Below are 13,540 nucleotides of genomic sequence, written 5' to 3'. Positions count from 1 at the left end.
TGCTTTACCACCTGCGGGGCTGAACTGCCCCGCATTTAGGTTCTGTTGCTCAAAACTTCGAGGAGATGAACAGTGAGAACCAGTCCGATTCCGGTTGGCGTCCTGGTGGGTTTCCTGGGCGCTGGCAAAACCACTCTGATCAACCATCTGCTCTCAAGCAGTCATGGCAAAAAAATAGCGGTGGTGGTGAACGAGTTCGGCGAGGTCAACGTAGACGCCAGACTGGTGCGCCACACCACCGAGCGCATGATCGAGATGTCCAACGGCTGCATCTGCTGCACCCTGCGGGAAGACCTGCTCCTAGAGCTGCGCGAACTCTCGGAGATGGAGCTCGATTACATCCTGATCGAGTCCACCGGCATCGGCGAACCCCTGCCCATCGCCCAGAGCTTCCATATGGAAGACCTGCCGGGTCGGGTGCGCCTCGACGCCATCATCACTGTGGTAGACGCCGAGGCTTTCTGGGACGACTGGAATCGCAAAGATACGGTCGAAGACGAGGAAGGCAACCCGGTGGAGCAACCCCTGGCACCCCTGCTGGCCGATCAGCTCGAGTTCACCTCTATTGTGCTGCTTAACAAGGCTGACCGGGTGGATGAGGCCACCCTGAACCAGCTCGAGGGTTTCATCCACGAGCTAAACCCATATGCGCAGATCTACCGCACAGTGCGAGGCCAGATTGAGCCTGAAAAGCTCATGCACACCGGCCTCTACAACTACGAACTGGGCCTGGCCCACCCCGACTGGGAGATTGAGTGGAACAGGCCCAGTTCGGAGGTCGAGGAGTACGGCTTCGAGAGCTTCGTCTACCGCAGTGAGGTGGGCTTCGATGCCCAGGCTTTCGAGCAGTTCTTACACAACTGGCCCAAGAATATCGTGCGCGCCAAGGGCTGGGTCAAGTTCAGTAACCATGTGCCGGCCACGCTTTCGCAAGCCGGAAGGCAGATCGTGCTCGAGCCCCGCATAGAGCTGCTGCGGCAGCACGAGCTCGAGGCCCTGCCGCCCGAGGAACAGGCCCGCTACCACCAGATGCTCGAGGCCCTCAACCAAGAGCCCACCGAGATCGTCTTCATCGGTCGGGGCCTCCTCAAACATCAAAGGGCGCTCGAGGGCCGCCTTAACGAGTGCATCTGGAACGTCTAGTCTTCCAGGTAGGTGTACCCCACCAGCTCCCGCGCGTACTGCTCCATAAAAGCGCCCTTCTCGGCCGGGGTGAGTTTTTTGGACGAGCGCACCAGCTTCTCCACTGCTTCGGCCAGCTCGTCGTCTTCATAGCCCATTTTCTCGATCACCCGCCGGGCTTTTTCGCCCAGGATGAAGCGCTCGATGTCGTAACCGTCTTCGTCTACCACCACATGGGCCTCGCCAATGCGGCCAAAGAGGTTGTGGCTCATGCCCAGCACATCCTGGTAGGCCCCGGTCAGGAAGACCCCCAGGTAGTAGTACTCGCCTTCGCGGATTTCGTGGACGGGAAGGGTGTTGCGCACATCGTGGGTGTCAATGAAGCGGTCAAACTTGCCATCGGAGTCGCAGGTGATGTCCACCAGGGTGGCCTCGCGGGTAGGGCGTTCGTTCAGGCGCGAGAGCGGTACGACGGGGAACATCTGCTTGATGGCCCAGGAGTCGGGCAGGCTCTGGAACAGGCTGAAGTTGCAGACCAGCTTATCGGCCAGCATCTTTTGCAGATCCTCGAGCTCATCGGCGGGGTAGTCGAGCTCGAGGGCCAGCTTGAGGGTCTTGCGGGCAATCTGGTAGAACAAGGCCTCGGCGGCAGCCCGGTCGCGCAGCGAGATCAGGCCCAGGTCGTAGAGGTTCTGGATGGTGTCCTTGTTGGCAAAGGCATCGTGGTAGACCTCACGGTAGTTTTTGGCCGAAATGCTCTTGGCTAAATCGAACATATCCTTGACCACCGGATGGGCGTCTTTAGGTTGCTCGACTTTTTCTTCGCCAGGGGGGCGGATGGTGTCTACCACTTCCAGCACCAGCACGCTGTGGTAGGCGGTGATGGCCCGGCCGGACTCGGTGACGAGGTAGGGGTGGGGTTCGCCGTGCCCATCGCAGACTTCTTTGGTCACGTAGACCAAATCTTCGGCATATTCATTTAGCGAGTAGTTGGCCGAGGCGTAGAAGGCGGTCTTGGAGCCGTCGTAGTCTACCGCCAGCCCACCCCCTAGGTTGAGGTAGCGCACCGGGGCTCCCAGCTTGCGCAGTTGCACGTAAGTCTGGGCGATCTCGCGCACGGCCTGCTTGATGCGGCGGATGTCGGTCACCTGGCTGCCGATGTGCGAGTGCAGCATGGCGATGGTGCCCAGCATCCCGGCTTCGGCCAGTAGGTCCACTGCACGAATGATTTCGGGGGTGGTAAAACCAAACTTGGCCGCCTCACCGCCCGATTCCTCCCACTGGCCGGAGCCCTTGGTTTTGAGTTTGTAGCGGATGCCGATTTGCGGTTCGACCCCCAATTCTTGGGCGATGCGGATCACCCGCCCCAGCTCGGCGAATTTCTCTAAGGTGATAATGACGTTTTTGCCCAGTTTTTTACCCATCAGGGCCAGGCGGATGAAGTCGTCGTCCTTGAAGCCATTGCAGGCGATGATGGACTCGGGGTGCAGATCCTGGGCCAGAATTAGAGCCAGCTCGGCTTTGGAACCGGCCTCGAGGCCATAGGCGTAGGGCTTTCCAGCTCTGGCTACGGTCTCGACCACCATGCGTCGCTGATTGACCTTAACCGGATAGAGGCCCCGGTATTCCCCGTCGAAGTGATACTTCTTAATGGCCCGCTTGAAGGCTTCGTTGAGTGCCTCCACCCGGGCCTCAAGGATCTGGGGAAAGCGCAGCATGACCGGCAGAGGGCGACCCTCGTCCCGCAAGTCCTGCACAATCTCGTAGAGCGAAGCACTGGGGCCATCGTTGCCCTCGGGTGTGACCTCGAGCTCGCCATCCTCGCCCACCCGAAAAAACCCCGCCGCCCAATGGGGGACGAGGTAGGTTTCTTCGGCATCTTTGGCAGTGTAACGTTTGAGCTTCTCCAATTTGAATCCGGGTCTCCTCCAGCGCCCAACTGGGGCGCACAGGCTACGGTCTAGGTGCCTGCGGCCCCCGCCGTGCGCTGTCCAGAAAAGAGTGTAGGGCAAAATGCCCCGGTAGGGCAAATTGCCCCGAGATGCCATAGGAAATGGTGCAGAGAAGAGGGCAACCATCCCTCGCTCCTTTCGTCCCCCTGCGCCCTTCCTTCGAACCAGCGGGGTTTTGATGACTCAAAACTTGCACCTAAGAATCCCCTGCAGGAATCCTCAAACTCCAATCACTGAACATCTGTCAATCTGATACAGCACGGACACGGGTGATTTCCTTAGACCGCACCCTAGTAGATTCCTCGGCCAACTACGCCTTGGAATGATACGCATTCCTACTCCCTTCGGTCGGCTTGAACCCCTCACCTTGATTACACCCAAAGGTGAAGGGTTCAAGCGGAACCGGTATGACAGGGTTTTTATGCCTGATGTTGCGTCTTTTGCACGGTTTTGTATCGCTGCAAGTTCTGAGATGACCATTCCCTGGGCGAAAAATACTGTACAGAGCTTATTTTTTGCAACTGGCAGCAGCAGCGAAAATAGCGGGAGGCGCGATATGATGGAAGCAAGGGGTGAAAATCATGTCTCAAGAAGGCTATCAGCCGTACAAGCCCAGGCCTCCTCTGGAGGTGCAGCTTCTGGTCAGCGGTCAGGGGGAATGGGTGGCGCTGGAAAACCCCCGCGCCCTACAGATCAAGGCTGATGTGGTAGGGCATTTTGGTTTTCGCCTCGAATGCAATGGATTGGGGTTTCGTCCCCGCGACCATATCGGGCAGTTTTTCGCCCACTTTTTGGTGCTGCAAAACTACCTGGCCAGCACCGACCTTAAATACCTACCCAAAGCCGCCGTTTCGTATCGAATCTTCTCGGACAAACTCGAACTCGAGGTACAGGCCTATCCCACCGATCTGCCCACCTTGCCTCAGGGCTTTGCCGGTTGGGAGGGTCGCAACCCTACCCACCTGACCTACAACGCCAAGCTTTCGGAGTTGCAGACGCTTATAGATTTTCTTAAACAGTCGGTTCATTCATGAGGAAGAGCGGTGATTCGAGCCCCAAATTCTTTGGTATTATTTCTGTTTTTTACATAATCTAATCCACCTCGTGGTTTTGGGTGTGTTTTGTTACAAGGCTGTTTTGGACTGTGTTTAGGATAGGTTTATCTATTTCTAGAACAACAAAAATGCTCAGATTGACGAGCGCTGCCCTGCCGGCCAGTCGGCCTGGATTTTGATTATGCTAAAAACATAATCTGTGCTATACTGGGAGGGTGAAGGCAGCCCACCCCAAACCCCCATCGAATGTCAAACTCGGCCGAAGCAACGTACGCACCACACCCGATGGACGCATCCACGCCCTCGAGGCCCTGCGCTCGCTGGGTCTGAGCGGAACCCCCGAGCAACTCGAGGCCCTGGCCCGCGAACACGGACTGCGCCCCAGCCTGCACAGCTTTGCCGAGGTACGCGAAGCCACGCTCAGCTACGCTGACTACACCACGCTGGCCTTTGGCCTCGATACGCTGGAGGCCCGTCGCTGGCGCGGCAAGGCCCGTGAAATCCTACGCCGCTATCTGGAGGGCGACATCGGCTTGGCCGCCGAAATTGCCGAGCGCAGCCCTTCGGCTGCGCACCGGCGCTGGCTCTCGGCCCGGCTCGAGAGCGTGGAGTCACGCAAGCGTTTCATGTCAACGGTCGCCAAGCACGGCGGCGAAGGCAACATCTACCAGCAGGTCAGCTCGCTCTCCAACCAAAGCGTGCTCAAGATGAACTCCGCCGATTTCCGACGCACCCGCAAGGCCCGCCATACCCGCGATGGCATGACCGCCACCGAGCTGTTGCGCCTGAGCTACCTCGAGACCGCCACCAGCAAAGCCATCGAGCAGCACCGGGCCTAGGGCAACGCGCCAAGGGCAACGCGCAAATCCTCAAGTTGCACCAGCAGACCACCGAGATCGAGCAACGGCTGTGGGAACAGCTTGAACGCCCCGACAAGCCCGGTGCCTAGCGCCGGGCAGTTGGTGACAGCCCATCGCCCAGATCATACCGTTTCCGCTTGAATCCTTCACCGTAGGACGCAGTCAGAGGTGAAGGATTCAAGCCAACCGAAGGGAGTAGAAAAGCATTTCGGTAGTATCGTTTAGGCTTGTCAAAGTGAGCGATACTACCGAAATGCGTATCATTGCAGCTTGGGCAGAAACCACAGCAGATCGAGGGCGGGCGGCTTGATGCCTTGGGTACGCAGCAGCACCGCAATCTGCGCGGTATGGCGCATTTCGTGAACCATCACATGCCAGAGCAGACCCTTCACGGTGTAGCGCTTTCCGGGATCGTCGTGCGGACTCATCAACCAGTTAAGTTCTTCATCGGTTAGTTTGGCGATATAGGCCAAGGTGCTCTGCTCCACGGCCCGCCAATACTCCAAAAGCGTCTCGAGCGCAAAGCCCGCGTACTCGGGGCCACCATTGGTGTGATTGAGTAAAGCGTTGCCAACAAATACTGGCTCATCCCGCAAAATATCCTCGTGCAGCCAAGAGTCTTCTACAGCAGCGATATGAAACAACAGGTCTTTGATGCAGTGAAAGCGCTCGCCGTTTAGGAGTGGGCGCGACAATGCTTCATCTGGCAGAACCTCGAGCGCTCCCCACAGCTCTCGCCGGGCGCGAACCAAGTAGCTGTACATATCGGGTATGTTCATCGCTTCCTCTTCTCGTCCGGACTGACCTCGAGCCACACCTCAACCATCTGGCCCGCCTTGAGGCCTTCAGCTTGGCGAACCGCATCCTTGAGGGGGACGACGTACAGGCCGTTCTTGGGCCACAGCGAGGTCTTCCACTCGGTCTGGCCGATGCGGACTTTTACCGGAATCATGCCCCAGCCGTAGGTCAAAAACCGCTCAGCGCTCTTAATGGCCTGGCTCTGCTCGTCGGGAACGGTCACGAAGTAGAACGGCGCGGGGCCGCGCCATTCCCAGATTTCGCCACTGAACTCGAGGCCCACTGCTACCAGACCTCCGTTCGCCATAGACTCCAAACTACTTTTTCTTCTTGCTCGTCGCTCCACACATGGCCCGCTGCCTTGAGCGCCAGCTTGATCTGCCCGAAGTGGTAGCCCTCGTGCCAAAGCATGTGCTGTAGGAATAAAACAGGATGGTCGTAGCTGGCGTGCTCGCCCTTCATCGGTTGGCCGGTCTCGAGCCGACCCTTCACCGCATCACACACCGCCTGGGCGCTGGCCCTGAGCGCTTCCTCGATGCGCTGGGGGTCACGCTCAGCGATCCAATTGTCGCCGTCCTTGCTAAAAAGCTGGGTCTGGCCCTCCCAAAACTCCGGTGCAACCTGCTCGAGCCAAAACAGCCGGGTGTTCTGGACGTGCGAGAACTGCACCCCCACCGACTGACTGCCCTCTATCGCCCTAGCGTCCATCCCCCCCTCCGGCAAAGCCCGCAGCAGATTGAGCAAGATGGTGTTGTTGCGTTGAAAGGAGTCCAGCAGAGCCCCCAAAACCGAATCGTACATACATATACCTCCCGCATAACACGATTTGCAAATATGATTATAGCGTATTGGCCTTGTCCCTCGGAATGGGCCATGGTTCGGTCGTGCGCTGGATGGAGCGCAGGTTGGGAACACCAAAACACCCCCGACGTCGGGGGTGTTTTGAGGTAAAAGCGGCAGGTTCTTACTTGACGAACAGCATCTCCCGATAGCTGGGCAAGGGCCAGTAGGCATCGGCCAGGATGCGCTCGAGCATATCGGCTGCCTTGCGAACCTCGGCCATGGCGGGCAGTACATTGTCGCGCATGTGGTGGGCTTTCTCGTGTACCTCATCGCCACCCAGTTCGGCGTTTTGGGCTTTGAGCTTCTCCAGGGCATCCGATAGCGCATCGGTAGCTTCCACGACCTGCTTGATGGAGCGCTCCGCCGCTCGAGACTTAACCTCGATCTCCGAGAGTTCGGCCAGGTAGCTTAAAGCACCGGGCAGAATCTGGGTCTGGGCAATCCACTCGGTGGTCTCGCCCTCGATGTTGACCTGCTTGAAGTAGATGTCGTACATGATCTCCTGGCGGGCATGAATCTCGCGTTCGTTGAGCACCCCCAGGCGACCAAAGAGCTTGGTGTTTTTCTCGTCGGTGAAGTGTTCGATGGCATCAATGGCGGTACGCAGGTTCAACAGCCCACGCTTGGCCGCTTCCTTGTGCCAGGCCGCCGAGTAGCCGTCGCCGTTGAAGACGATGCGCTTGTGCTTGGCATAGGTTTCCTTGATGGTCTCCAGAGCGGCCTGCTCGAAGCCCATCTTTTTCTTCATCTTGGCTTCCACCGAGTCCATCAGGGCATCAATGGCGTCGGCCACGATGGTGTTGAGCACCGTGATGGGGAAGGAGATGCTCTGCGAGGAGCCCACCGCACGGAACTCGAACTTGTTGCCGGTGAAGGCGAAGGGTGAAGTGCGGTTGCGGTCGCCGGCATGTTTGGGCAGCGGGGGCAGCACAGGGGTGCCGAGCTCGAGGGTACCAGCCTTCTTGCCCGAACCTCCCTTACCGTTGGACAGCCGGTCGAAGATATCGGTGAGCTGGTCACCCAGGAAGATCGAGAGGATGGCCGGGGGCGCTTCGTTGGCGCCCAGGCGGTGGTCGTTGGAAGCCGAGGCCACGCTAATGCGCAGCAGGTCTTGGTGCATATCCACCGCCTTGATCACCGCCGCACAGAAAAACAGGAACTGCAGGTTGTCGTGTGGGGTGTCGCCGGGCTCCAGAAGGTTAATGCCGGTGTCGGTGCCCATGCTCCAGTTGCAGTGCTTGCCCGAGCCGTTGATACCAGCAAAGGGCTTCTCGTGGAGCAAAGCCACCATACCGTAGCGCCGGGCGGTGTTCTTGAGCACCTGCATGATCAGCTGCTGGTGGTCGGCGGCGATGTTGGAGGGCTCGAAGATAGGGGCAATTTCGTACTGGCCGGGGGCCACCTCGTTGTGGCGGGTCTTGACCGGGATGCCCAGGGCGTAGAGCTGGTTTTCCACATCGGTCATGAAGGAGAGTACCCGGTCGGGGATGGAGCCGAAGTAATGATCTTCCAACTCCTGGCCACGCGGTGGCTTGGCCCCAAACAGGGTACGCCCGGTCATCACCAGGTCGGGGCGGCGGTAATAGAACTCCTCGTCAATCAGGAAATACTCCTGTTCAGCTCCCAGGGTAGAGGAAACCTTGCTGGCCTCCACCCCAAAGTGCTTGAGGGCACGCTGGGCACTCTTGTTAAGGGCCTCGATGGAGCGTAACAAGGGGGTTTTGAGGTCGAGGGCTTCCCCGGTCCAACTGGCAAAAGCGGTGGGGATACACAGGGTCGCGCCGTTGGAGTGGCGCATGATGAAAGCTGGAGAGGTGGGATCCCAAGCCGTATAGCCACGGGCCTCGAAGGTGGCCCGCAGGCCGCCCGATGGGAACGAAGAGGCATCAGGTTCAGCCTGAATTAACTCCTTGCCGGTAAATGAGGCGATGGCTTTACCATCCGAGACCGGGGTGTAGAAGCTGTCGTGTTTCTCGGCAGTGTAGCCGGTGAGGGGATGAAACCAGTGGGTATAGTGGGTCGCGCCTTTCTCCAGCGCCCACTTTTTCATAGCCAGCGCTACCGTGTCGGCAATGCTTGAATCGAGCGGAGTACCTTTTTCCATGGTGGCCTGGAGGGATTTCCAGACTGGCTTGGAAACCAACTCCCGCAGCTCGTCCATATCCAACACATCGCTGGCGAAGACCTCCCCGGCAATATCGCTGGAAACCTTGCGCACATCCTTGAACCGCCAGTTGCGGGCCGCCGAAACTACATCAAAGTCGTGGTTCACATTGCCTCCGTTGGGGCGGTGCCGGATCGTTTGCTGGTGCAGCTTATCTGCTTACTACATCTAACTGCCCCAGAGCCAACATCCTTACGGCCAACCGCACACCAGAACACATTAGCATAAATTGGCAAAAATCAATACTTTATTTCTAACTATTATAGCTGAATGTCACAAAATTTATGTACATTTTGCAGATCAAGTTCCAGCTCAAGTGATTTGATTACAATCCCTTGACTTATCTTTGATTTACATATATGCTAATTGCATATAAGATAGGTTTTCCGCCAAATGGGGGTTCGGAATGACCAAGCGCAGCAACGAAGAAGAACAATACCTGGATCGCTACGATGCCTCGAGGTTCGATCGGCCCTCGGTGACGGTGGATGTGGTTATCCTAACCCTACGGGAAGGGCATCTAGAAGCCCTCCTGGTCAAGCGCAAGGAGCACCCTTTCCTCAACTACTGGAGCCTGCCCGGCGGTTTTGTCCAGATGCACGAATCGCTGGACGAAGCCGCCGCGCGGGTACTGCGGCAAAAGGCCGGGTTGGAAGGGGTCGTGGGAGATACCAGCCGGGAAGAACCCGACCACCACCCCATCTACCTCGAGCAGCTCTACACTTTTGGCAACCCTCAGCGTGACCCCCGTATGCGTGTCATCAGCGTAGCCTATTACGCGCTGGTAGAAGCCAGTCATGTTCGAGAAATCAACGAAGAAACCGCACTGTTTAAGTTACGCATTCCAGAAGGAGCGGCTACTGTGGAAATTTATGATGGCAAGCACAAAAAGTATTCGCTGGCTTTTGACCATGCCGAGATTCTAGCCGTTGCGATCCAGCGCATCCGAGGCAAACTGGGGTATACCTCCATCGGCTTTGAACTGCTACCCAGGCGCTTCACCCTGCGTCAGTTACAAGAAGTCCATGAAACCATCTTGCAAAAAAAACTGAACAAGGACTCTTTTCGCCGCAAGATGCTGGCCTCGGGGATGCTCGAGGCCACCGGCGAGCACGAGCAAGGCCGCGACTTCCGCCCTGCTGAACTCTATCGCTTCCGGAGGGTGCCGTGAAAACCGCTGTCTTCATCGGGCGCTTCCAGCCGCCGCACTTAGCCCACCTCGAGACCATCTCCCGCACCCTGGAACGCTTCGACCGGCTGATCGTGGTGCTGGGCAGCGCCTACTGCTACCCCACCCCCAAAAATCCCTTCAGCGCCGAGGTGCGCGAGGCCATGATCCGGGCCAGCCTGGGTACGGATGCGACCCGCTTGCAATTTGTAGCCATCGCCGACGACTACTACGACGACCCCCGCTGGTTCCGCAGTGTGCGGGTGGCGGTGGAGGCCTTCGCCGGCCCCAACGCCCGCATTGCTATCACCGGCTACGACAAGGACGAGAGCAGCTACTACCTGCACGGCTTTGGCGACTGGCCCTTTGAGCCCAGCGGCGTGGTGAGCCGGCTCAACGCCACCGATGTGCGCAACAGCTACTTTGGCGGGAGCACCGATTGGAAGGCCATGGTTCCGCAGGCGGTGCGGCAGCATATGGAAGAGTTTGCCACCACCCTCGAGTTCAGACGCCTGCAAGGCGAGTGGAAAACTATTCGGCACTACCGCACGCTCGAGCGACGCTACCCCTACCCCATCCTGCACGTCGCCACCGATGCCATGGTGCTGGCCCAGCAACAGGTGCTGCTGGTCGAACGCAAGGGATCGCTTAGCAAAGGGGCCTGGGCCCTGCCGGGGGGCTACGTGGAACCCAAGGAGACCCTGCTGGCATCGGCCCTGCGTGAGCTGCGCGAGGAGACTGGCCTGGAACTACAGGCCCAGCACCTCAAGGCCACCCAGGCCTTCGACTATCCGGGCCGCAGCCTGCGCGGAAGGGTGATCAGCCTGGGCCACTTCTTTGACTTAGGCCAGACCCCACCCCCTTTGGTGCAGGGGCAGGACGACGCCGCAAGGGCTTTCTGGCTGCCCCTGGCCGGCCTCGAGCCCCACCAGGCCCGCTTCTTTGAGGATCACTACCAGCAGATTTGTTGGTTTTTGGGGCGCGCACCGCACCAACCCGCGCTGTCCCAAGGAAAGGAGCCTAAGTGAAACCCCTCAACCCCCACAACCTCATCCTCAATACCGACAGCTACAAAGCCAGCCACTATGCCCAGTTCCCCCAGGGCATGACCTATGCCAGTTGGTACATCGAAAGCCGCGGGGGCGACTCCAACTTCGTGCGCTTCTTTGGCCTGCAGGCCTTCTTAATCGAGTACCTGAGCAAAGGGGTCAGCCTGGCCGACGTGGAGGAAGCCCAGGCGGTCTTCCAGGCCCACGGCCTGCCCTTCCCCTACGAGGGCTGGCGCTACATCGCCCAGGATTTAGGGGGGCGGCTGCCGGTGCGCATCCGGGCCGTGCCCGAGGGCAGGGTGGTTCCCGTACACAACCCCTTGGTCATCATTGAGAGCACCGATCCCAAGGTACCCTGGCTGCCGGGCTGGCTCGAGACCGCGCTGTTGCGGGCGGTCTGGTACCCCACCACGGTCTGCACAGTTTCCTGGGGCATCCGTAACACCATCAAGGAGTACCTGGAGAAAACCGCCGACGACCCCGAGGCCGAGCTGCCCTTCAAGCCGCACGACTTTGGCGCGCGGGGGGTGAGCAGCCTCGAGAGCGCCGGACTGGGCGGGATGGCCCACCTGGTAAACTTTATGGGCACCGACACCGTCAGCGCCCTGGTCTACGCCCGTAACTACTACGGGGCCGAGATGGCCGGCTACAGCATCCCGGCCATGGAGCACAGCACCGTGACCAGCTTTGGCCGCGCAGGCGAGGCCCAGGCTTACCGCCAGATGCTCGAGGCCTTTGCCAAACCGGGGGCCCTGCTGGCCATGGTGATTGATTCGTACAACCGCGAGCACGCCGTGGGCCAGATTATCGGCGAGGAATTGCGCGGGCTCATCCAGCAGTCGGGGGCCACCGTGGTCATCCGGCCCGACTCGGGCGACCCGCCCTTCGTGGTGCTGCGCACCGTGCAGACCCTCGAGGCCAAGTTCGGGACCATCCTCAACCGCAAGGGCTACAAGGTGCTGAACGGGGTGCGGGTCATCCAGGGCGATGGGGTGAACGCCGACACCATCCGCAAGGTGTTGTTTTTGCTGGAGCAGTGGGGCTACAGCGCCTCCAACGTGGCCTTCGGCATGGGCGGGGCCCTCTTGCAGCACCCCCACCGCGACACCCAGAAGTTCGCCCAGAAGCTGCACCTGGTCACGGTAGACGGCGAGACCTACGGGGTGGGTAAGAGCCCGGTGGACGACCCCGGCAAACTCTCCAAGAAGGGCCGCCTGGATGTCATCCAGGACGAGCGCGGCATCCGCACGGTGGAACTGCCGCTAGACGCCGCCCAGCCGCACCCCCAGAGCATCCTGCAAACCGTATTTGAGAACGGGGTGATTACGCGGCGCTACACCTGGGAAGAGGTGCGCAACAACGCTTAGAACATACCGGTTCCAGGCCCCGCCCAGCTCAGATCGAAAGCCTGGGCCCAGCTCGCGGCTAGATCGGCAAAGGTGGCGCGGGTGCCCAGATCCCGCCCGGCCATCCCCGGCCCTGCTACCAGCAGCATCCCGTACTCGCGGGTATGGTCGGTGCCGCGGTAGGTGGGGTCGTTGCCGTGGTCGGAGACGATAAAGAGATAGTCGTCCGGGCCGAGGGCGGCCAGCAGCTCGGGTAGCCGGGCATCGAATTCTACGAGCGCCTGGGCATAGCCCCCCGGGTTCCGCCGATGGCCGTACTTGGCATCGAAGTCCACCAGGTTGGTGAAGACCAGGCCAGAAAAACCCTGGCGCATAAGCTCCAGGGTGCGCTCGAGCCCCTCGAGGTTGCTGCCCGACTTAACCTCGCGGGTAAAGCCCCGGTGGGCGTAGATATCGGGGATTTTGCCCACCCCCACCACCTCCAGCCCCGCAGCTTTTATCTCGTCCAGCACGTTGTGGGGGGGCTCGAGGGCAAAGTCTTTGCGCAGGTCTTCACGCCGGTAGTACTGGCCGGGCTCGCCCTTGAAGGGGCGGGCGATCACCCGGGCACAGGCCAGCGGCCCCACCAGCATCTCCCGCGCAACCCTGCACCACTCGTAGAGGGTCTCGAGGGGAACCTTGCCGATGTGGGCCGCCACCTGAAAGACCGAGTCGGCCGAGGTGTACACGATGGGAAAGCCGGTGCGCAGGTGCTCGTCGCCATAGTCGCGGATGGCCTCGGTGCCCGAGTAGGGTTGGTTGAGCAGATACCCTTCCACGCCAATGCGCCGGCAGTACTCGGCCAGAAAATCCTGTGGAAAACCCTGTGGAAAAACCTGAAAAGGGTGCTCGAGTTGAATCCCCACAAACTCCCAGTGGCCGGTAGAGGTATCTTTGCCGGGGTTAACCTCCAGCATCCGACCAAAGGCCCCCTGTGGGGTGGCCACCTTGGGCAGGGTGTGCACCCCCGGCACGTGGCCCAGCCCCAGCGCGGCCAGGTGGGGCAGTTCTATCCCGGTTTTGAGCACGGTGTGGTCGAGGGTATCAGCCCCTTCATCGCCAAACTGCGCGGCATCGGGTAGGTAGCCCAGGCCCACCGAATCCAGCACGATGGTGGTAATCTTCATGCCCAAAGCATACCGGA

12 protein-coding genes are annotated in these 13,540 nt (G+C 59.7%); 6 read left to right on the top strand and 6 right to left on the bottom strand.

Annotation, left to right across the window (positions count from 1 at the left end):
• The first annotated feature begins 72 nt into the window (after nt 1-72).
• Entirely contained in the window at nt 73-1,143 is a 1,071-nt protein-coding gene (locus WKI89_RS06725) for a GTP-binding protein (protein ID WP_337868406.1), read from the top strand.
• On the opposite strand, the gene speA is transcribed toward WKI89_RS06725, so the two are convergent.
• A complete protein-coding gene (gene speA / locus WKI89_RS06720; RefSeq protein WP_337868405.1) occupies nt 1,140-3,032 on the bottom strand; it encodes a biosynthetic arginine decarboxylase in 1,893 nt (630 codons plus the stop codon). The genes WKI89_RS06725 and speA overlap by 4 nt on opposite strands.
• A gap of 623 nt (nt 3,033-3,655) precedes the next feature.
• Between speA and WKI89_RS06715 the strand changes: the two genes are divergently transcribed.
• Together WKI89_RS06715 and ddrC are read left to right on the top strand one after the other, a co-directional pair.
• A complete protein-coding gene (locus WKI89_RS06715; RefSeq protein ID WP_337868404.1) occupies nt 3,656-4,108 on the top strand; it encodes a hypothetical protein in 453 nt (150 codons plus the stop codon).
• 236 nt (nt 4,109-4,344) lie between these two features.
• Complete coding sequence (gene ddrC / locus WKI89_RS06710) at nt 4,345-4,968, top strand: DNA damage response protein DdrC (RefSeq protein WP_337868403.1); 624 nt, start codon at nt 4,345-4,347, stop codon at nt 4,966-4,968.
• A gap of 281 nt (nt 4,969-5,249) precedes the next feature.
• Here ddrC and WKI89_RS06705 read toward each other — a convergent pair whose 3' ends face one another.
• From WKI89_RS06705 to WKI89_RS06690, 4 genes are all read right to left on the bottom strand, one after another.
• Nucleotides 5,250-5,768, bottom strand: a complete 519-nt coding sequence (locus WKI89_RS06705; protein ID WP_337868402.1) for a DinB family protein — start codon at nt 5,766-5,768, stop codon at nt 5,250-5,252.
• Complete coding sequence (locus WKI89_RS06700) at nt 5,765-6,094, bottom strand: DUF1905 domain-containing protein (protein WP_337868401.1); 330 nt, start codon at nt 6,092-6,094, stop codon at nt 5,765-5,767. The genes WKI89_RS06705 and WKI89_RS06700 overlap by 4 nt, the downstream gene beginning before the upstream one ends.
• Nucleotides 6,073-6,588, bottom strand: coding sequence for a DinB family protein (locus tag WKI89_RS06695; RefSeq protein ID WP_337868400.1), 516 nt, complete (start codon nt 6,586-6,588; stop codon nt 6,073-6,075). The genes WKI89_RS06700 and WKI89_RS06695 overlap by 22 nt, the downstream gene beginning before the upstream one ends.
• 163 nt (nt 6,589-6,751) lie before the next feature.
• Entirely contained in the window at nt 6,752-8,902 is a 2,151-nt protein-coding gene (locus tag WKI89_RS06690) for a glutamine synthetase III (RefSeq protein ID WP_337868399.1), read from the bottom strand.
• A 298-nt stretch (nt 8,903-9,200) separates the two neighbouring features.
• Between WKI89_RS06690 and WKI89_RS06685 the strand changes: the two genes are divergently transcribed.
• Genes WKI89_RS06685 through WKI89_RS06675 form a run of 3 tightly spaced genes read left to right on the top strand, consistent with a single transcriptional unit; the run spans nt 9,201 to nt 12,378 of the window.
• On the top strand, nt 9,201-9,965 hold the full coding sequence (locus WKI89_RS06685; protein WP_337868398.1) for an NUDIX domain-containing protein: 765 nt from the start codon (nt 9,201-9,203) through the stop codon (nt 9,963-9,965).
• Nucleotides 9,962-10,990 carry a bifunctional nicotinamide-nucleotide adenylyltransferase/Nudix hydroxylase gene (locus WKI89_RS06680; RefSeq protein ID WP_337868397.1) on the top strand — a complete coding sequence of 343 codons (1,029 nt, stop codon included), beginning with the start codon at nt 9,962-9,964 and terminating at the stop codon, nt 10,988-10,990. Before WKI89_RS06685 ends, WKI89_RS06680 begins: the two co-directional genes overlap by 4 nt.
• A complete protein-coding gene (locus WKI89_RS06675; protein WP_337868396.1) occupies nt 10,987-12,378 on the top strand; it encodes a nicotinate phosphoribosyltransferase in 1,392 nt (463 codons plus the stop codon). Before WKI89_RS06680 ends, WKI89_RS06675 begins: the two co-directional genes overlap by 4 nt.
• On the opposite strand, the gene WKI89_RS06670 is transcribed toward WKI89_RS06675, so the two are convergent.
• On the bottom strand, nt 12,375-13,523 hold the full coding sequence (locus WKI89_RS06670) for a phosphopentomutase (RefSeq protein WP_337868395.1): 1,149 nt from the start codon (nt 13,521-13,523) through the stop codon (nt 12,375-12,377). The two genes, WKI89_RS06675 and WKI89_RS06670, sit on opposite strands and share 4 nt — an antisense overlap.
• Nucleotides 13,524-13,540 lie beyond the last annotated feature (17 nt).

The sequence above is a fragment of the Meiothermus sp. genome (assembly GCF_037443965.1).
Classification (GTDB): Bacteria; Deinococcota; Deinococci; order Deinococcales; family Thermaceae; genus Meiothermus.
The sequence above is the reverse complement of the archived record's forward strand: the minus strand, read 5'-3'. Positions and strand labels throughout refer to the sequence as shown.

Excerpts from the sequence above, each read along its gene's own strand:
- WKI89_RS06715 (WP_337868404.1), top strand. The coding sequence starts at position 3,656 with ATGTCTCAAGAAGGCTATCAGCCGTACAAGCCCAGGCCTCCTCTGGAG.
- WKI89_RS06705 (WP_337868402.1), bottom strand. The coding sequence starts at position 5,768 with ATGAACATACCCGATATGTACAGCTACTTGGTTCGCGCCCGGCGAGAG.
- WKI89_RS06700 (WP_337868401.1), bottom strand. The coding sequence starts at position 6,094 with ATGGCGAACGGAGGTCTGGTAGCAGTGGGCCTCGAGTTCAGTGGCGAA.
- WKI89_RS06695 (WP_337868400.1), bottom strand. The coding sequence starts at position 6,588 with ATGTACGATTCGGTTTTGGGGGCTCTGCTGGACTCCTTTCAACGCAAC.
- WKI89_RS06685 (WP_337868398.1), top strand. The coding sequence starts at position 9,201 with ATGACCAAGCGCAGCAACGAAGAAGAACAATACCTGGATCGCTACGAT.
- WKI89_RS06670 (WP_337868395.1), bottom strand. The coding sequence starts at position 13,523 with ATGAAGATTACCACCATCGTGCTGGATTCGGTGGGCCTGGGCTACCTA.